Raw genomic sequence first — 19,064 nt, 5'->3', positions numbered from 1 at the left:
TCAGCAAAACTGGCTCATTCTGAGACACTGCAAAGTGAAAAAAAGGGCCACCCCAGACGGGCAGCCCTTTCTTGAGAAGAGAGGAGGTAACAAATCAAAATTAGAAATTACATTTTCAAGATGCCTTCAGCGATCTCAAGATCAGAAGCCTGTAGCTTTGGATTTTCAGCGCGAATGGCTTCAAGAGCTTTTTGCAAAGACACACCGCGGATAGCACCGTCAGAGGCGATCATTGTTGCTGCATCTTCTTTTGCTTCCAGGACAAGCTTCAAGGTCTCACCAGAGATCGAAGCGGACGTCGCCACCACACCACCTGTTGTCATCAACGGGATTGCAAGGATGGAGTCGACAGTGGAAGTGACTGAAGCAGAATAAACTTGAGAGATCTCTGTGGCCTGAGCAACTGTGGCAGACAACAACAACGCGATAATCAGGGACTTTTTCATGGAAACTCCTTTTAGGTATTAGGCTTTATTTGCTGAGGACCCCTAATGCAGCAAAGGTGCCAAGGTGTTTCGACATGAGATTTCAGGGGGTTAAGTCAGAGAGGACCAAGAAAGCAAAGAAAAAGGTGTTAAGACAGTATTCAGGGACCGCCCAGAAGCGGCCCCGGATCGAAAATTACAGAGTCTGCAGGAACTGGATTAAATTGCGTTTATCCTCGGCCGTCAGGATTTCTTTTCCGTCTTTGATAAAGATATTGATGTCGTGACCGGCGTTGCTCATGCCGACACGGCGGGTGTCATAGAGATGCTCGCGGGTCTTCCAGGACTTCGGAGTTTTTGCTCCGACCGGATAACCTGCGCAGTCAAAGTCATAATCTGTTTCTGTGTTCAGTGCTTCACCGGAATAGTAAGTCACCGGTCTTTGCGTGGCCGGTGTTAAGAGGACACAAAGATTCGGGATCGAGTTGTTGTGCATATAAGGCCAACGGGCCCAGATACCCACAAGAGGAGGAGGCACATAACCGTCTTGCGCCTTGATCACGATGCCGTTCTTTTTGGATATTGCCAGATCGTTGAGCTGCTCCAGCGATTTCATGCCCAGGCGACGATGTGGATCGGTCCCGACATTCACCACAGGTGTTTTTTCCTTGTAGTGAACAGCCACTGTTTTCAGATGTTCTGCCGAGGAAAGGACCAGAGCATAAGGAAGGTTCCAGGCTTTTTCGTAACGGCCGTGGCACTTGGCGCAGTTGTTATTGAAGATCTGCTCGCCGGCTTTGGCGCGGCCCAGATCAATTTTCTCTGCCGGGTAGAAATCTGTGATATGCGGGGCTTCCGAGGAAAACACGGCGGTCGTCAGCTCTTTGATGACTTCTTCGTTTTCAGTCAGCCACTGCTCCAACTCGTGCAAGTCCGCACCACGTCCGATCTCGTTCCAGATCAAATTCGTAAAAATGGGATTTCCACTCAGGACACTTCCGTCTGACAGCCAGCGGTTTTTATATTTCAGATTCCACCATACAGCGGGCTTGGAGTCCGCTGGTTTATCGTCAAGAAAAGCGTCTTCGCGCGGGAAGCGTTCATGCCATCCGCTAAAGCTGGCATAGGGGTCTTTAGCGCGACGGTTCAGGGACAGGCTGACTTGAGCCAATGATGTGTCCAGACCCAGGGCAATAGGTTGCTTCAGGGCCACGGCTTTGAGGCGGTCTTTTGCTTGCTCTAAAAGCTGTCGTTCCGCGGTGGTGGCCCCAGAGTAGGCCTGGAATAGATGCGGGTCCATCAAGGGCACGACTTTCTTGGCTTTGATGAAGAACTCATTGGCCTTCGGGAATCGGTTTGTCATTCCCAGGACGGTTTTGCCGAATAGATTGGATGAATGGCAGGCAGCGCAGCTGAAGGTGAATCCCCGGGCTCCGTTTCTTTCAATCAACCCAAAACCCATTAACTCTTGGGGACGAACGCCGTTGGGATAAGGTACGGCGTAAACGCCACGCTCGGATTCTTTTGGGTATTCATGCAGGCCCAGATCTTTCAATACATCGTTGAAAGTTCTAAAGCCGCTGAGACCTTTCATCAGACTCTGAATCCAATTTCTGAACGGGTTGCGAGAGTCTTCTTCAAGCAATCGGCGGACCGGTGCGTAGGGTGGCAGCAGACCGGTCACTGTGACAGGATACACTTGTGCGTGAATCTTTCCTTGTGTTTGATAGTGGGCAAATTCTTCGGCTGACCAAGCATAAATATTTGTGCGTCCGGTGGAGGGAACGGGAGCTCCCGCGGACCAGTCCGGTTCCAGAGCCAGTGCAGAAAAGCCAAATACAACGGATGTGATAAAGAGGAAGAATTTAAGCATGCAAAGGACTTATCGTGCCGGGCAGGTCACTGACAATAATTATCTCTGCAATGAACGGTCAGCGCGCATAGGTCCCGACCCCAATCGTGGGTCTGAAAATATTTCCCGTGTCAGCCGCCGGAGCGAAGAATCAGGACCGGGATAGGGGAAAGCAAGCAGGCCTTTCTTGCCGTGCTTCCCAGAAAAGTGGCGAGCAAACGGTTGCGACTGTGTGTGCCCATCAGCAGAAGATCATAGCCGTAGCTGATTTCCTCCAGCATGTCTTTTTCGATTTCCACCTCGCGGGTTCTAAGCTTGGTCCTTACTGGAATTCCCTGTTTGAAGAAGGCATTGGCTCGCTTTTGCATCGAAAGCTGGGCAAACTTCTTAATTTCCCGAATCTGTGAATTCATCGAGCGCAGGGGAATTCGGCTTTGGTAATAGACACGTTTTAGGTGCAAGATGGTGTCCCCCACCGAGCTCATGAGGGTCACCTGGCCACCAGTTTTTTTAGCAAGGGTGATTGCAAAGTTTTCCGCTCGGGCACTGGCCTGAGTCAGATCTGAAAGCACCAGAATTTTTAAGCCCTTTTTGGGGTCCGCGGGGATGGGAGCCCTTTTGAATTTGGGTCCCAAAACCAGGACTGGTGAAGGGGAGTTTCGGACAACTTCTTCAGTCACGCTGCCCAGGAAGAATTTGGCGATACCTGTTTTTCCACGGGTGGCAATGACGGTGAACAGAGGATCAAGTTCCTTGATTCCCTTGAGAATTTGTCCAATGGAATCACCGGATTCCAAATGCAGCTGCCACGAAGGATGAAGCGCCTTGAGTGAGTTCTTAAGATCTTCGATCAGGGCGGGATTGCGAAGATCAAGGCGAAGCAGCGAACTTCTTTTCCGCAGATTTGCCGGCAGGTCCTCCACGAATAACAACTGAGGTGTCATTTTAAAAACCTTGGCAAGCTGAGAAGTGAGCAGCCGGATCTCCTGAGAGCGCTGTTGTCCCGCTTTGGTTTGGGCTAGGATGTTATCGGTGGCCAGAATGGAAGAGGGCATGGGAGCTCCTTATTTAAATTCTCCAGAGCGTCCTGGACATTCTCAACGACTCGTGACAGAAGTTGCGCAAAATCAGCCCTGTCAGGGCGCAGTCCCTTTGCGCGTTCGAACTTTGACTCCGTCGGCAACTTTGTCGCTGGGAAAGAGCACAACCTGTTCGCCGGGCTCAAGGCCTGAAGAAAGCAAGGCAGAAGTGGCACTTCGTTTCAAAACCGTCACGTGACGAAGTCTTGCTCGGCCGTCTTGGACTAGATAGACAGCCCAGCGCTGGCCGTCCTTGAACAGAGCTCCCAGCGGGATCTGCAGGGCCTCTTCGTTATTTGAAATCTCAATCTCAAGTTCGACGTGAAAGTTGTTGCCGATTTTGGGGGGAGGATTTTTTTGAAAAGCCATGACAATTTCAGTGCGCTCTTCCTCGATGCCTAAAGCGGACATTTTCACAAAACCGGCCTGACTGATGCGCACGACAGTGGCCTGAAGTGTTTCGCCGGTGCCCAGTCCTGACACTTGCACTTTTGCCCCCAGAGGAACTTTGGTGGCATCGGTCGTTAAAGCTTCGGCAAAGATTTCAAGATTTTGAGGATCTATGACGTCCAGAATCGGCTCACCACGTGCTATGGGACCAGCGGATTCGCGATAGATTTTGCTGATAACCCCTGTCAGTGGTGATGTTACGGGCTTGCGATAGTCCCAATTCAGGTGGGTGATGATTTGACCCTTCTTAAGAGCTTCACCGACCTTCCAGGGGACTTGCTCTAGATCTCCGGTCGCAAAGGCAGACACGGTCATGTTCGTTTTGGACCGGACGGTGCCGTCAATGCGTAGGCTTTCGATAAAGGGCCCTTTGGTAACGGTGATTATATCCACCTCGGCCCGTGGAGTTCTGACCAGCAGCCATACTGCAATCAGCGCCACCAATGCGATGATGGAGTAAACGACCTTCGACAAGGAAACTTTCGGCGACGTCATGGATTACTCCCTGGCCTTTAGCGCCGCTGTAAGATTCAACGCTCGAATCTTGGTGTATAAAAAGATACCTGCAACAAGATAACACGAAATGATGACCACCGTAGCCAGAGCATATGTCTTATTGTTAACTACCAGTGGAAAAACAAAGGCATCAGTATGAATCCATTTTGTGCTGAGATACGACAGGCCATAGCCAAACACCAATCCTGGGGCCAAGGCCGTGATGACCTGCAGCCCGATCTCCAGAAAAAGGATCTGGAAAACCGGCGACACCGAAAAGCCGATGATTCGCAGACTGGCAAGTTCCCACGATCTTTCCGACAGATTGATGCGCATCATATTGAACAGGACCGATGCGGAAATCAAAGTGGCAAAAGCGATCAGAATTAAAGTGAAGGTAAAGATCATGCCAGAAAGGGTGGCTGAAAAGCTTTTTAGAATACTGTTCTTGATCCCGACAGAGAGCACTTCGGGAAACTGCTTGAGACGGATGTAAATTCGGCTGTTTTGACTGGGGTCCGTTTTTAGGTAGACGGTATTGATGCTGGGTACTTCTTGAAGCCAGCGAGTCAGATCCTCTTTTGTGGCGTAGATGCCAGAGCCGACCACGTCTTCGACGAAGCCTCCGATCGGCGCGGTAAAGGGCGGCCGGGTTTTGTCTGAAACTTCAAAGATCAGCTCGTCCCCCACCTTGAGATCGTATTTTTTGCTATAGTACTGACTTAGCAGCACTTGGCCTTCTCTGGGTATAAGGGTTCTGCCATTCTTATCCAGAACTCTTCGCAGTGTCGAAATACCTTCCGAAGCTGTGATAGCGGTATTTCTTTCTATCTGACGAAAGCGCAAGCGAACCGGAACCGTACGGGCCCCCTCGATCAGATACACCCCCTCAATACGTGATATTTCTGAAAGAACGTCGATGCGCCGTGGGTGTACAAAGCGAACCTCAAGATCTTCGCGGCTGCTTTCAAAAAACTGTCGCTGGATAACAAAGTCGATGATGTCCGTCCAGAATCCGCCATTGACGACGATCGAAGTCGCAGCCGCCAATCCCAGAACCGACAAGACGGATCGCCAGGGGCGGGAGACAATGTTGCGGATGATGATCTTGGCGATAAAGCCTGATTGTCTGAAGAAGCCCCAGCTTTCAAAGGCTTTCTTTTTGTAGTTTGCGGGTGCCGGAGGGCGCATGGCCTCTGCTGGTTGAAGATGAAAAATGCGATAGAGCACTTGCAGGGTGGCCAGCCACCCTGGCAAAAATATAGCGACCACCCCGATACCGAAAGCCTGAGCAGAAATAGCAAAACTGATCTGAGGAAAGCGAAAGTACTGTTCATAAAGAACGGCATACCAGCGGCCGATCCCGATGGCGAAGATCACGCCCGGTCCAAGACCAAAGAGCAGAATAAGCGAAATCAGCTTCCAGTAATAGAAGGCCAGCTCTTTTGATGAATATCCCAAAGACTTCAGTGCGGCAATCTGACTTCGTTGCAGATCAATCAGTCTGTTTATGACGGTGTGAAGAATAAAGATGGCCACCGCGATGAAAATTGTGGGTATTGTAAAGGACATGGAGCGTTGCTGTCGTATTTCGTCCTCCACGAAAAGATGACTGATCTGCTGACTGCGATCATAGGCTCCCAGACTGCCAAATTGTTCCAGCAGCGTATCCAGCTGTGACTTGACGCTTTGAGCGGAGTAGGAATTGGCCAGTTGCAGGGTCAAGCTGTTAAAAGAACCCTGCATGTTACTGATTTGGGCCAGGTCATCTTCTGCCATCCAAAATATTCCGTAGTGCTGATCATCAGGAAACATGGCAATGGGACTCAAAGCATAAACATAGTCTGGAGAAATTCCTATGCCTGACACGTGGACCTTTCTTTTCTGTCCTTTTACGACGATGTCAAAGGAGTCTCCAGGAAGAAGGTCATGCGCCTTGGCCAAGCTTTCGTGCACCAGGACTTCCAGCGAGGCTGCTTTTTCAGGGAAGCGGCCCTGGCGCAGATAAATCTTATTCAGTCGCGAAGTGCCTGAGTACGACAGAACCCGTCCCAAAGCGGGTTCATCCTGATTGGGAAGGTCGATCAGTGCATCTTCAGCGATACGCCCTTCGGCGATGCGTACACCGGGTATTTGCTGAGCCCGTGCCACAAGGTGCTGTGGAGCACGGGAAAGTTCTACGAAGATATCTGCAAAATTGTATTTCTGATAGTAGCTCTGCTGGGCCTTTCGTAAAGAATCATATGAACTCCACGAGGCCAGAAGAACACCGACTCCGCAAGAGATCAGAAGAGACATCGCGATAATTTGCAATCGCAGGGTCTGAATATCCCGTAAAAGTTTTTTGCTCAAGGCCTTCACCAGCTCACCTCGTCGATGGAGATCTTTTGCGAATTCCAGTCTTCCTTGGAGATTCTTCCATCTGAGAAGTGCAGGACTCTGTCAGCGATTCCGGCAATCGAGGAGTTGTGGGTGATAATGACAATCAGGGTATTCAGTTCTTTGTGAACCTGATCGATAGCTTTTAACACGAGTTTTCCTGTTTGCAGATCCAAAGCCCCGGTGGGCTCATCACAAAAAAGTATGGAAGGACGTTTGGCAATAGCCCGGGCGATGGCGACACGCTGTTGTTCGCCGCCTGACATCTGCGAGGGGAAAAAGTCTTTGCGTTCGCTGAGACCCACCAGCCCTAAAGCCTCCGCAGCGGGCATCGGATCTTCCGAGATGTCAGTGACGAGATCGACATTTTCTATTGCGGATAGATTGGGAATCAGATTGTAAAACTGGAAAACAAAACCGACATGATTTCTGCGATAGAGTGTCAGTTGCTCCGGGCTCAGTCCCCTGAAGGATGTGTCCTGATAATAGATGTCCCCGGAGGAGGCCGTGTCCAGGCCTCCCAGGATGTTGAGCAGAGTGGACTTGCCGCTGCCTGAAGGACCCAAAAGAACAACAAACTGCCCTGCGGAGAGTTCAAGGTTGACCCCGCGCAAGGCTTGAATGGTGACTTCACCCATTTGATATTCTTTTTTGAGATCTGTGCAGCGAAGTAAAGCTTGCGCAGAACTCATACACCTCCCGGCCAAGTCTCAGGAAGGTCCAGCTTGCTTTTGGTTGTGGGAATAGGCTGAAGCGCCGTGGTTTGATCTACAAAATAGAAACCGTCATATCTTTGTGCCGGAATTGTTTTTACATAGTTGGTGCCCCTTTTTTCGAACTGGGCTTGATAGACAACCCCCACTGCTCTGTGGCCGTAAGACCGGGTTCCCAGTGTTCCCTTGCGGGCCTCATCATCAAAAACAACATAGAAACGCCCGGCGTGAATCTCTTTGGCTGCCTTATGGCAGAAGTCTTCAAAGGAGGCCTCTTGAGCGGCGGGAAGAGCGATCGACGATTCCTGTCCTTCCCACGCGGGACTTGCCAGGACTTTTCCTTCGTAGGTGCCAAACCCCAGAAGGAATACTTGTTCCATGCCGTACTTTTCACGAGCTAGGCCCCCCAGATTGACATATCCCTCATGCAGCATATCGGTGGCGTGATAGTCCCCAATATGGCTGTTGTGGGCCCAGACAATGCACTTGCTGTCAGGCCCTTCACGCTGAAGCAGAAGATCCAGGGTGTCCATCATGTGGTGATCCCGGACATTCCAGGATTGCGGTCCCCCGAATAACATCGATCGATAATAGTTTTCCGCGTGAGCGACGATGCGGGCGTTTTGTTGGGCATTGAACAGGGATTTCCCATCCGCCGGAAGATCGCTTAAATGGATTCGCAGAAGATTGCGTAATCCGGCCAGGACCTCATGACGACAGCCCTCGGGAAATTTGACCAGAAAGCTTGCATAGGATTTTTCGTTTCTTTCGAAGGGCTCAAAGCAGGAATACTGCTTGCGGATTTCTTGCGCAAGTTTGGGATCCTGCTCGGAGGCAAATTTAATAACATGTTCGATGGATTCAAACAGGGAATAGACGTCCAGGCCATAGAAGCCGGCCTTATAGTTTCTCATCCATTCGATCAATGAGGCCGTTTCGTCATTGGCCCAAAGCCAGGTAGGCCAGCGATGGAACTGCTTCATGACTTCACGAGCAGAACCTCCGGCACCGGTTTGGATATAATCATTGAGTTTCTGGCAATCCGGCCAGTCGCCTTCAACAGCGATAAATTTGAAGCCGTGATTTTGAATCAAACGCTCTGAAATCTGCCGTCGAATATTGTAAAATTCATGCGTGCCGTGAGTGGCTTCTCCCAGCATCACCACCCGTCGTGTGGACATGATTTTAATAAGGTCATCCAGGCTTTCATAGGTTGTGATGGCATGTCCTTTGTCTTTAAGGTCATGCACAATCTGCTCCATCGGGTGTTCTTCCATGGGACTGGAGAGATGTTTGCTAAACCAGTTTGCAGCCAGTTCCACAACTTCTTCCATGGCACCGGGCTCTTCAAACAGGTGGGTTGCGCGGGGGATGATGGCCATTCGGGCATTTTTAATCTTTCTTTCCGCCAGCCCGTTGTATTCGAGCACCTTGGTGTCTTTTCCACCGACGATCAGAAGGGTGGGGCAAGGCACACGTGAAAGATATTCGTCGGCCAGATCAGGGCGTCCACCTCTGCTGACAACGGCAGTGATAGAATGTGCTGACTGAGCTGCGGCTGCCAAAGCGGCGGCAGCGCCGGTGCTGGCGCCAAAGTATCCAATAGGCATCATTTCTCCTGCGAAGGCCTGAACTGCGGCCTCTGTGGCGCGAAGCAAACGCCGGGACAGCAAGGGAATGTTAAATACATTGCTGCGATCTTCGGCTTCTTCAGGGGTTAAGAGGTCAAAAAGAAGAGTGCTGAACCCGAGCTTGTTCAGTTCTGCAGCCACTTTGCGGTTACGTGGGCTTTTGCGACTGCTTCCACTTCCATGGGCGAATATGATTAGACCTTGGCCATGCGCAATTCTTTGCAAGTCCCCTTGAAGTTCGACAGGGCCATCGGTGATGGTCAGGGCTTCTTCATAGTTTTTGCTTTCCAGGCGGGCCTCTCCGAGCAGTCGGACGACCTCTTCGTCGGGAACCTGATCGAATCTGTCGTACCAAAGGCCCACTGCTCTGAAGTCATCCGGCACAAGAGGGCAAACGACAACATCCGTCACACGACGAAGTTTCTCAATGGAATCGGCAGCCCCCACAGGAGCCGCGACGATCAGTTTTCGCGGCCTTCTTCCTTTGAGAAATTCAATAGCCGCAAACAGAGTGGATCCCGTGGCTATGCCATCATCAACCAGAATGACGGTGCGATCTTTGACATCCAGTGTGCGACGATGGACTTTGAACTTTTGCAGCTGTTCTTGAATTTCTTTGGTCTTCTGCTGGGCCGTCTGGCGCAGATAGGTGGAGCTAAGACCCAGTGTCTTCACCAGTCCATCGTTATAGATGGGTTTTCCATCTTCGCTAACAGCCCCGACCGCCAGTTCAGGTTGTCGGGGAGCACCGATCTTTTTAACCATCAGAAGATCAAACGGGCAGTGTAGAATTTTTGAAATTCCCGCCGCAATCGGAACGCCTCCGCGGGGAATGGCCAGAATCAGGGGGTCTTCATCCTGATAAGGCAATAACAGTCTGCCAAGTACCTGGGCTGCGTTCTCTCGGTCCTTAAATCTTTCCATCGCACCCTCCGAGTCATTTGGGCGTAAAAAGTATCGGTTATTGAATAGTCCAACCGCCGTCAGCAACCATGGCGTGGCCTGTGACGAAAGACGCTTTTTCTGAACTCAACCACAATACGGCCTGTGCGATTTCCTCGGGTCGTCCAATGCGACCCAGCGGAGTAGATGAGGTAAGTTGTTCGGCCTGTTCAGGGTTGTGTTTAAAGACCCGATCCAACATCGGTGTTGCGATGGCACCAGGGCAGATCGCATTGACCCGAATATTCTTTTTCGCATATTCAAGAGCTGCCACTTTGGTAAGACCCAGAACGGCATGTTTGCTGGCAACATAAGGGGCCATCTTTTCAAATCCGACCAGACCGGCAATAGAGGCACAGTTCACGATGCTGCCACCTCCGGCCTTGGCCATATGAAAAAGCTGATACTTCATACATAGCCATACTCCACGCAAGTTGGTGTTTAAAACGCCTTCCCAGTTTTCGTCGGTGATGTCTTCAAAGGCGCTTTCTTCGCCTTCGACTCCGGCGTTATTAAAGGCGTACTGAATTGATCCAAATCTTTCTACGGCCGCGAAGAAGGCGGTATTCACTTCCAAATCAATACTGACGTCACAGGTGAAGTGAGCCGCAGGAACATCCAGCGTTCGTTTGATAATGTCCACGGTTTCAGCGGCGTGCTCTTCATTGTAGTCCACGACTGCCACCGGAATGCCGGCTTGAGCATAGGCGATAGCTGTGGCGCGACCGATTCCAGACCCAGCACCGGTGATAAAGGCGGCTCCGTTTTTCATTTTTTTGCTCCTGATCGAGGGGTGGTGTTGTTGGCCCTGATGACAATCACGGGGGCCGGAGACTTTAGGATGATTCTGCGAGCGATGCTCCCTAAAAAAGCCCTAAGCACCATGTTGCGGCCGTGAGTTCCCATGACGACCAGATCGGCCTCATCCAGCAGACCCCGCAAGGAGTCCTCCAGATGCGCTTCACGAGTCAGCAGTTTGAAGTTGATCTTCAGTCCGTTTTTTTCCCAGCGCTGCACTGTTCGTTGGAGATCACGATAGGCATCATCACTCATCTGGCTGAACATCTTTTCCAGATCAAAGGGGATGGCGCCGGTTTGGTAGAAACTTTCTTTTATCTTCAGGACCTGTTCGCCAATACTGTGCACCATTTGCACCGAGGTCGGAACTTCCTTGGAAAAATTCATCAGAAATTTTTCGGCGCTAATGCTAGAAGAGCCGAAGTCTGTCAGAAACAGGACATTCAGTTCCTTCTTAAAGTTGATGATACGATTTTTTTCCTGGGCCACAGGACCCAGGACGAAAACCGGCAGCGAGGCGTTGCGAATCACCTCTTCGGCAACACTGCCCAGTAGAAGCTTTTTAAGTCCCTTTTTCCCCTGTGTCCCCATAATCAGCATTCGACAGTCGGCCGCACTCTTGGTGGCGGCCAGAATTTCCTCAGCGGGAATGCCGTATTTCAGATCGAGCTTGGCAGTGACCTGGCTCTTTTTCATTCGCTTCAGGACTTGAGAGCGAATGCCGTCAAACTCGCTCATGATGAAATTTAGATTCGCATTTTTGAACCAGGAAGGTTTCAGATCGGCGACAAAAACGATCTCTAGGTTGAGCTTAAGTTTTTGCGCAAGTTGGATGGCATTATCCTGAAGAAGACGGGAGCGTTTTCTTCCAGTGGAGGTCTGTGCGGCAAGATCGTCAGCTAATATAAGATTGGGACCAGCCACAAGCTCCTCCTGAGCAGCGTGAATAACTGTTATCGTCCTCAGGTATTCTGGCCCTGCAGAAAGACTGCGGCAAAATGAATCAGGTAAGTTTGTAGTCTTTCAAATAGGGAACTGTTGCCAGGCACGGTTGATGGCTGGCACAGGTCCTAGGCTTGGGATCTTCAAGTGGAATGACAATAAAAAAACCCACGACATTTCTGCCGTGGGTTTGGAAGTAAGATCTATTGAATTTAGAACTACTTTTTCAGCATGGAAGCCATTGTGGTTCCCATGTCCGCTGGAGAGCGGGAGATTTTGCAGCCAGCCGCCTCAAGAGCCTTGAACTTCGCTTCAGCTGTACCTTTACCACCGCTGATGATCGCGCCGGCGTGACCCATACGCTTACCCGCTGGAGCCGCAGCACCCGCGATGAACGCCGTGACAGGCTTTTTGAAGTGAGCTTTGATGTATTCAGCAGCTTCTTCTTCTGCCGTACCACCGATTTCGCCGATCATGATAACGCCGTCAGTGTCTGGATCTTCATTGAACATTTTTAGAACGTCGATGAAGTTTGTGCCGTTTACTGGGTCACCACCGATGCCCACGCAAGTGGACTGGCCGATACCAAGTGCGGTCAACTGACCAACAGCTTCGTAAGTCAAAGTTCCAGAGCGGGAAAGAACGCCGATGCGACCTGGTTTGTGGATGTGACCAGGCATGATACCGATCTTGCACTCGCCCGGAGTGATAACGCCAGGGCAGTTTGGACCGATCAAGCGTGTGCGCTTGCCTTTCATGTATTCTTTTACCTTCACCATATCCAAAACAGGGATGCCTTCAGTGATACAGATTACAAGATCCAAATCAGCATCAACGGCTTCCATAATGGAATCAGCCGCAAATGGAGGTGGAACGAAAACCACAGAAGCGTTGCAACCCGTGGCTGCTTTGGCTTCTTTCACAGTGTTGAACACTGGAAGCCCGATGTGAGTTGTGCCACCTTTACCTGGAGTCACGCCGCCCACCATTTTAGTTCCGTAAGCCAATGCCTGCTCAGAGTGGAAAGTCCCTTGAGCACCAGTGAAACCCTGGCAGATTACTTTCGTGTTTTTATTAATAAGAATTGCCATGTTTGCTTATCCTTTAATCGCAGCAACGATCTTTTGAGCTGCATCAGTCAAGTTGTCGGCTGGAGTGATGTTCAAGCCAGACTCTTTCAACATTTTCTTACCAAGTTCAACGTTTGTACCTTCAAGACGTACAACCAATGGAACTTTCAGGCCCAACTCTTTGGAAGCTGCGATCACACCTTCAGCGATGATGTCACATTTCATGATACCACCGAAGATGTTCACCAGGATTCCTTTTACGTTTGGATCTTTCAGGATGATTTTGAACGCCTCAGTCACTTTCTCTTTGTTAGCGCCACCGCCAACATCCAGGAAGTTTGCTGGTTCCGCACCGTGCAATTTGATGATGTCCAAAGTCGCCATCGCAAGACCTGCACCGTTCACAAGGCAGCCGATGTTACCATCAAGCTTGATGAACGCCAGATCGAACTTGGAAGCTTCGATTTCAGAAGGCTCTTCTTCGTTCAGGTCACGCATTTCAACGATATCTGGATGACGGAACAAAGAGTTGGAGTCGAAGTTCATCTTCGCATCCAAAGCAAATACGTCACCTTCTTTTGTTACCACAAGAGGGTTGATCTCTGCGATAGAGCAGTCAGTTGCGATAAATGCGTTGTAAAGACCCTGGAAGAACTTCACAGCCTTGTTAACAAGGGAAGGATCCATGCCGATTTGGAATGCCAATTCGCGAGCCTGGAATGGCATCAAACCTACTGTCGGGTTGATGTCGACTTTTTTGATCGCGTTTGGATTGTGTTCAGCCACTTCTTCGATGTCCATACCACCTTCGGAAGAAGCCATCATTGCGGCTCTGCCAGTGGCACGGTCAATCAGACACGCCACATAGTATTCTTTGGCGATGTTGCAACCTTGTTCGATAAAGACTTTTTGAACAACTTTACCTTCAGGACCTGTTTGGTGAGTCACCAAAGTCATGCCGATCATTTTTTTGGTGAATTCAGCCACTTCGTCCAAAGACTTAGCAACTTTAACACCGCCGCCTTTACCGCGACCACCAGCGTGGATCTGAGCTTTTACAACCCAAACGCTTCCGCCGATTTCTTTTGCTGCAGCCACAGCTTCTTCCGGAGAATGCGCCAGTTTCCCTTTCAGGGTGGCTACTCCGTATTTTCTCAAGACTTCCTTCGCCTGATACTCATGAATATTCATTTAGATTTTCCCTTTTTATAGTTTTAAAAAGAAGTCCAGTGCTGCCACCTGTGGTGACAGCACATCCTGCGCCGGAGCGCGATTACTGAACCGTTTTAAGAGCGGACACCAAAGTGCGAACTGCATCCACAGACTTTTTGAACTCTTCCTGTTCTGCAGGAGTCATTTCAAACTTGTGAACTTTTTCGATACCTTTGCCACCCACAGTTGCCAGAACGCCCACCATCAGGCCTTCGTTCACACCGAATTCACCAGTCAGCTCTACTGCAACTGGAAGAACACGTTTTTGGTCTTTCAGGATAGCTTCAGCCATTTCAACCGCACCGCGGGAAGGAGCATAGTAAGCAGAACCTGTTTTCAAGTGGCCGCCGATTTCAGCACCCGCTTGTTTTGTTCTTTGGACGATCGCCGCGATTTTGTCAGCAGGCAATAGCTCTGTCAGAGGAATGCCGGATACGGATGCATGACGAACAAGTGGCATCATCGCATCACCGTGGTTACCGATCACGATACCAGTAACGTCTTTAACGGATACACCCAGCTCTTCAGCGATGAAGGTGCGGAAACGAGCCGAATCCAAGCAGCCACCCATGCCGATAACACGCTCACGAGGGAAGCCCAGGATTTGTTTTGCGTAAACAGCCATTACGTCCATTGGGTTACAAACAACGATAACGAAAGAGTTCGGAGCGAACTTTTTAACGCCTTCGCAGACATCTTTAACGATTTTCGCGTTGATACCAACAAGCTCGTCACGGCTCATGCCCGGCTTGCGTGGCATACCTGCAGTGATGATCACAACATCAGAGTCAGCGATATCTTCGTATTTGTTTGTACCTTTGATGTTGGTGTCGAACATCTCGATAGCGGATGCTTGAGCCAAGTCCAAAGACTTCCCGATAGCCGCGCCTTCATTCACATCAAGAACTACAACATCTCCAAGTTCTTTTTGAGCTGCCCAGTGAGCAGTAGTTGAACCAACGAATCCCGCACCAATGACGGCGATCTTATTTCTTTTGTGTGCCATTGTAATCTCCTTCAGGCATCAGAGCTTGCAGGACAAGGACCCCGACGAAGTGGACTTCGCAAGTGCGGTCATTCCCCTACAAGCTCTTAAAATGAATAGAAAAAATAAAAACTTGCGTTCGATGACCCATTCAATATCAAATCGTATTTAGAGACAACAATTACCGCTCGGCGCAGAGGCGCTTGGAGAGAGAATCTGGACCGGAAATGAGCATCATCAGCCTGCAAGACGTCACAGTGAGCTTTGAAGACCACACGGTTCTGAAGTCGATCGACCTGGAAATTCCGGCGGGGGAGTCTTTCGTCATTGTGGGCCCCAGCGGGCAGGGGAAAACAACCCTGCTGAAGGTCATGGCAGGCCTTGTAACCCCTCAAAATGGCAGAGTTTTTGTTGAACAAAAGGAATGGATAACGCTGAGCAGAAAAGAACGTCTTGCGGTGTTAAAAAAGGTGGGCATTTTGTTCCAAAAAAATGCCCTGTTCGATTCTTTGACCTGTGTTCAGAACATCAGTTTTCCGCTGCGTGAAACCACCCCGCTTTCGGACTGGGAAATAACAAAAAAAGCAGAGTACTTCTTGGATGCTGTTGGCATTCCTCATGCTCGTGATTTGTACCCCGATGAAATCAGCGGTGGGATGCAAAAGCGCCTGGGTATTGCCAGAGCACTTGCTCTAGATCCAGAGATTATTTTTTACGATGATCCGACTGCGGGCCTGGATCCGATCACTTCACGAAAGATCATTGAGCTGATTTTGAAGTTGAAGAAAGAAAAAGGCTCCACCATTGTTGCGATCACCAACGACATGAATCGCGCATTCCAAATGGCAGATCGAATCGGTGTGGTTGTCGATCAGGAATTAATCATCACCGGAACTCCAGAACAGACAAAAAATCACGCCGATCCTCGTGTGCATCAGTTTGTCAGGGGTCTTTTGCAAGGTCCTCTGACCACCACTGCCTGATTCTTTCTAAAAGCTCAGAAACTGGACGTTGACGAAAGGCTCACATTGCCGGTTGACCCACTGTCTTGAGCCCATCTAACATGAGAAGGTGATTGAGTTCAAAAACCTCGTGAAAAGATTCGGTACAAGGACAGTGCTCAACGGATTAAATCTGCAGATCCGCGAGGGTGAAATCATCTTTATCCTGGGGACATCCGGGACAGGGAAATCCGTACTTCTCAAAAACCTTGTGGGTCTTCTGACCCCTGATGAAGGCGAAATCTGGATCGACAACGAAGAGGTTTCCAAATTTTCAGAAGAGCAATATCTTCCCATTCGTAAAAAATGCGGGATGGTCTTTCAGCATCCGGCCCTTTTTGACTCTTTAAGTGTCTATGAAAATGTGGCCTTTGGACTTCGTCGCCACTATCAGCTTTCGGAAGAAGTCATTCGCGAGAAGGTGACCAAAGCCCTCCGTCTGGTGAACTTGCAGGGTGTTGAAAAAAAGCGTCCAGCGCAAATCTCTTACGGAATGCAAAAGCGAGTCAGCCTAGCCAGAACCGTGGCGCTAGAGCCGCGGATTCTTCTTTTTGATGAACCGACCACGGGTCTTGATCCTGTCACGACCACGGCCGTAAATCAGTTGATCTTAGATCTGTCGCGTGAGCTGAAGACCACCTCATTGGTGGTCAGCCATGACATGAACTGTGCCCTGGCAATTGCGGATCGAATCGTGGTCTTGGATAAGGGTTCGATTGTTGCTCTGGGAACACCTGAGGAACTTAAGAAATCAGAGCATCCCTTGGTAAAAGACTTTTTGGCCGAGGTGCTGGAAGCATGACAACAGTAATATCCCTTTTGGATCAGATGGGTGGAACACTGATGTTCCTTCAGAAGATTCTGCGCACGATTTTCTTTAAGAAACTAAAAACACACGAGATCTTTGAACAGATTTGGAAGGTCACTGTGGATAGCTTTCCAACCACAGCGATGGCGGGATTCTTTGTCGGTGCGATCATGACCGTTCAGTTTGGATTGCAACTTAAGGAATTCGGCGCTTTGGGATATCTGGGGGCTTTGGCCACCAGTGGAACCTTCCGCGAGATCGGTCCCTTGTTGATCGCCTTCATGTTGAGCGGAAAAGTGGGAGCTTTTACGTCGGCAGAGCTGGGAACTATGAAAGTGACCGAGCAGATCGACGCCGTTCGCTGCTTAGGGGCCGATCCTTTGCAGGAAATCATCGTCCCGCGTTTTATCGGGATTATTGTTGCCAGCTTCTTCCTTCTGGCGGCCGGCCTGGCGATGTCCGTTTTTGGCGGCATTATGATGGGCGAGCTCTTCGCCGGTGTTAATTATGAAGAATATCTGCGCCATGTTCCTTTGATTGTCAGCCCAGTATCCATTCTTACCGGGCTGATAAAATGCGGTACTTTCGCCCTGGTTTTGGCGACTGTTTGCACTTATCAGGGCTATTCCACCACTGGTGGCGCGAAAGGGGTGGGTCGCTCTGTTGTTACCACCGCTGTCACAACCATGATCTGTATTGTGGTCATGGATTGGATGACCAGCTTCATTGGTGACATCATTCTGACAATGATACGAGGGTACAGACCATGATTGCATTGATTGCAGAGACAATGACCGGTCTATTGACCCCGCCGTTTCGCAGAAAAGAGTTTTTCCAGCAGCTTTACTTTGTCGGCAACAAAAGTCTTGTGATTGTGGTTTTTTGTGTGTGTTTTGCCGCAGTCGTGACCATTCTGGAGTCTTCTTTCCATATGAAAATGGTCATTCAAAATGACTCGATGGTTCCGGGCTTTGCAGCGCTACTGATTCTGCGTGAACTAGGAGCCATCGTCAGCGCTCTGCTCTTGAGTTCTCGTGTGGGGGCGGGATATGCCTCTGAAGTCGGATCAATGCAGATCACCGAACAAATTGATGCCCTGAAAATGTTGGGGATTGATCCAATCAACTATCTGGTGGTCCCACGTTTCCTGGCCTGTGTTCTGGGCGGAATGATGATCACGATTGTGGCCAATATGGCCTGTATTTTCTCTGCCATGGCAGTCAGTCAGCTTTATCTGGGCTACACACCCTCCATGTTTCTGACATCCATGCAAAGATTCGTGGATTTCAAGGATCTGATTTTTGCGATTATAAAAGGGGCTTGCTTCGGCGGAGTGATTCCACTGGTGGCCTGCTATTTCGGATTCCGATGTCAGCAAGGTGCCGAAGGTGTCGGAAGAGCGACGACAAACACGGTGGTCGTGTCTTCTGTTGCTATCATTGTGATTGATTTTATTTTGTCCTATACTTTTAGTTATCTTTATTAGGGGAACGTATGAAGGTTGAAACCAAGGTCGGTTTGTTGGCACTCGTCTCAGTTGTATTGATTGTGGTCTTTGCCTATTTCATGGGATTCATTTCACCGTTCTCCAACACCAAAGAACTTAATGTCATGTACAACTATGCGGGGGGGATCGAAGAAGGATCTCCGGTGCGGGTCATGGGTATTAAAGTGGGCAAGGTGAAATCCATCACTTTCGATCCGGGATACAAATCCGCGGACGGTGAAGAGGTGAAATTGCGTCTGACCATCACCGTCGATAAAAAAGCCTGGACCAGCGTCCGGAAAGATTCCAAATTCTTCATCAATCTGGCCGGTGTCATTGGGGAAAAGTTTCTGGAAATCTCTCCAGGATCAGTGGATTCGGGTGAATTTTCCTCGGGCGACTATGTTCGCGGTGAAGATCCTCCACGAGTGGATCAGCTGATCTCTCAGGGGTATGGTTTGGCCGGAAAGATCATTGAACTTGTGGAAAAAAATGAAGGCTCAGTGACCAGTATGATCCAGCAACTGAATCAGCTGACCACCAACTTCAACAAAACGCTGGTGCTCTTGGATAAAACGACCAAGAACAAAGAAATGGCAAGATTGCTTGATAACGCGATTAAAATCAGCGATGACGTGGCATATTTGACAGGAAAAATGAGATCGAAGAAGGCGGAAGAGACTTATGAACTGGTTCATAAGCTTCTTTTCAGGCTGGAGCCTCTGGATGGTCCCACCATCCGCAAGTTCTTGCAGCAAGAAGGTGTAAAAGCCCGAGTTTTCTAAGATCTCCGCAT

Annotated in this window: 17 protein-coding genes; 5 read left to right on the top strand and 12 right to left on the bottom strand. The window is 49.8% G+C overall.

Annotation, left to right across the window (positions count from 1 at the left end):
• Positions 1-107: 107 nt before the first annotated feature.
• From ACZ5ZZ_RS17145 to mdh, 12 genes are all read right to left on the bottom strand, one after another.
• Positions 108-446 carry a DUF2388 domain-containing protein gene (locus ACZ5ZZ_RS17145; protein WP_464118999.1) on the bottom strand — a complete coding sequence of 113 codons (339 nt, stop codon included), beginning with the start codon at positions 444-446 and terminating at the stop codon, positions 108-110.
• Positions 447-621: 175 nt separating this feature from the next.
• On the bottom strand, positions 622-2,298 hold the full coding sequence (locus tag ACZ5ZZ_RS17140; RefSeq protein ID WP_464140608.1) for a c-type cytochrome: 1,677 nt from the start codon (positions 2,296-2,298) through the stop codon (positions 622-624).
• Positions 2,299-2,408: 110 nt separating this feature from the next.
• Positions 2,409-3,332: a universal stress protein gene (locus tag ACZ5ZZ_RS17135; RefSeq protein ID WP_464140606.1), complete on the bottom strand. Its 924-nt coding sequence runs from the start codon at positions 3,330-3,332 to the stop codon at positions 2,409-2,411.
• Positions 3,333-3,413: 81 nt separating this feature from the next.
• A complete protein-coding gene (locus tag ACZ5ZZ_RS17130; protein ID WP_464132514.1) occupies positions 3,414-4,301 on the bottom strand; it encodes an efflux RND transporter periplasmic adaptor subunit in 888 nt (295 codons plus the stop codon).
• A 3-nt stretch (positions 4,302-4,304) separates the two neighbouring features.
• The gene (locus ACZ5ZZ_RS17125) at positions 4,305-6,599 is read right to left on the bottom strand and encodes an ABC transporter permease (RefSeq protein ID WP_464140605.1); all 2,295 of its coding nucleotides are present in this window, start codon (positions 6,597-6,599) and stop codon (positions 4,305-4,307) included.
• Positions 6,600-6,658: 59 nt separating this feature from the next.
• The gene (locus ACZ5ZZ_RS17120; RefSeq protein ID WP_464132511.1) at positions 6,659-7,372 is read right to left on the bottom strand and encodes an ABC transporter ATP-binding protein; all 714 of its coding nucleotides are present in this window, start codon (positions 7,370-7,372) and stop codon (positions 6,659-6,661) included.
• Positions 7,369-9,948 carry an alpha/beta family hydrolase gene (locus tag ACZ5ZZ_RS17115; RefSeq protein ID WP_464140603.1) on the bottom strand — a complete coding sequence of 860 codons (2,580 nt, stop codon included), beginning with the start codon at positions 9,946-9,948 and terminating at the stop codon, positions 7,369-7,371. The genes ACZ5ZZ_RS17120 and ACZ5ZZ_RS17115 overlap by 4 nt, the downstream gene beginning before the upstream one ends.
• 37 nt (positions 9,949-9,985) lie before the next feature.
• The gene (locus ACZ5ZZ_RS17110; protein ID WP_464132507.1) at positions 9,986-10,738 is read right to left on the bottom strand and encodes an SDR family oxidoreductase; all 753 of its coding nucleotides are present in this window, start codon (positions 10,736-10,738) and stop codon (positions 9,986-9,988) included.
• Complete coding sequence (locus ACZ5ZZ_RS17105) at positions 10,735-11,688, bottom strand: universal stress protein (RefSeq protein ID WP_464140600.1); 954 nt, start codon at positions 11,686-11,688, stop codon at positions 10,735-10,737. Before ACZ5ZZ_RS17105 ends, ACZ5ZZ_RS17110 begins: the two co-directional genes overlap by 4 nt.
• Positions 11,689-11,924: 236 nt before the next feature.
• The gene (gene sucD / locus ACZ5ZZ_RS17100) at positions 11,925-12,797 is read right to left on the bottom strand and encodes a succinate--CoA ligase subunit alpha (protein ID WP_464118993.1); all 873 of its coding nucleotides are present in this window, start codon (positions 12,795-12,797) and stop codon (positions 11,925-11,927) included.
• A 6-nt stretch (positions 12,798-12,803) separates the two neighbouring features.
• Entirely contained in the window at positions 12,804-13,967 is a 1,164-nt protein-coding gene (gene sucC, locus ACZ5ZZ_RS17095) for an ADP-forming succinate--CoA ligase subunit beta (protein WP_464118991.1), read from the bottom strand.
• 82 nt (positions 13,968-14,049) lie between these two features.
• Complete coding sequence (gene mdh, locus ACZ5ZZ_RS17090) at positions 14,050-14,994, bottom strand: malate dehydrogenase (RefSeq protein WP_464118989.1); 945 nt, start codon at positions 14,992-14,994, stop codon at positions 14,050-14,052.
• Positions 14,995-15,200: 206 nt separating this feature from the next.
• Between mdh and ACZ5ZZ_RS17085 the strand changes: the two genes are divergently transcribed.
• From ACZ5ZZ_RS17085 to ACZ5ZZ_RS17065, 5 genes are all read left to right on the top strand, one after another.
• Positions 15,201-15,956 carry an ABC transporter ATP-binding protein gene (locus ACZ5ZZ_RS17085; RefSeq protein ID WP_464140598.1) on the top strand — a complete coding sequence of 252 codons (756 nt, stop codon included), beginning with the start codon at positions 15,201-15,203 and terminating at the stop codon, positions 15,954-15,956.
• An 88-nt stretch (positions 15,957-16,044) separates the two neighbouring features.
• Complete coding sequence (locus ACZ5ZZ_RS17080) at positions 16,045-16,776, top strand: ABC transporter ATP-binding protein (protein WP_464140596.1); 732 nt, start codon at positions 16,045-16,047, stop codon at positions 16,774-16,776.
• On the top strand, positions 16,773-17,552 hold the full coding sequence (locus tag ACZ5ZZ_RS17075; protein ID WP_464132501.1) for an MlaE family ABC transporter permease: 780 nt from the start codon (positions 16,773-16,775) through the stop codon (positions 17,550-17,552). Before ACZ5ZZ_RS17080 ends, ACZ5ZZ_RS17075 begins: the two co-directional genes overlap by 4 nt.
• Positions 17,549-18,268 carry an MlaE family ABC transporter permease gene (locus ACZ5ZZ_RS17070; RefSeq protein ID WP_464118979.1) on the top strand — a complete coding sequence of 240 codons (720 nt, stop codon included), beginning with the start codon at positions 17,549-17,551 and terminating at the stop codon, positions 18,266-18,268. Before ACZ5ZZ_RS17075 ends, ACZ5ZZ_RS17070 begins: the two co-directional genes overlap by 4 nt.
• A gap of 8 nt (positions 18,269-18,276) precedes the next feature.
• Complete coding sequence (locus tag ACZ5ZZ_RS17065) at positions 18,277-19,053, top strand: MlaD family protein (protein WP_464118977.1); 777 nt, start codon at positions 18,277-18,279, stop codon at positions 19,051-19,053.
• The last annotated feature ends 11 nt before the right edge of the window (positions 19,054-19,064 follow it).

The organism is Bdellovibrio sp. HM001, assembly GCF_055397275.1.
Note: the sequence above shows the minus strand (reverse complement) of the source record. Positions and strands in the feature narration are given on the sequence as shown.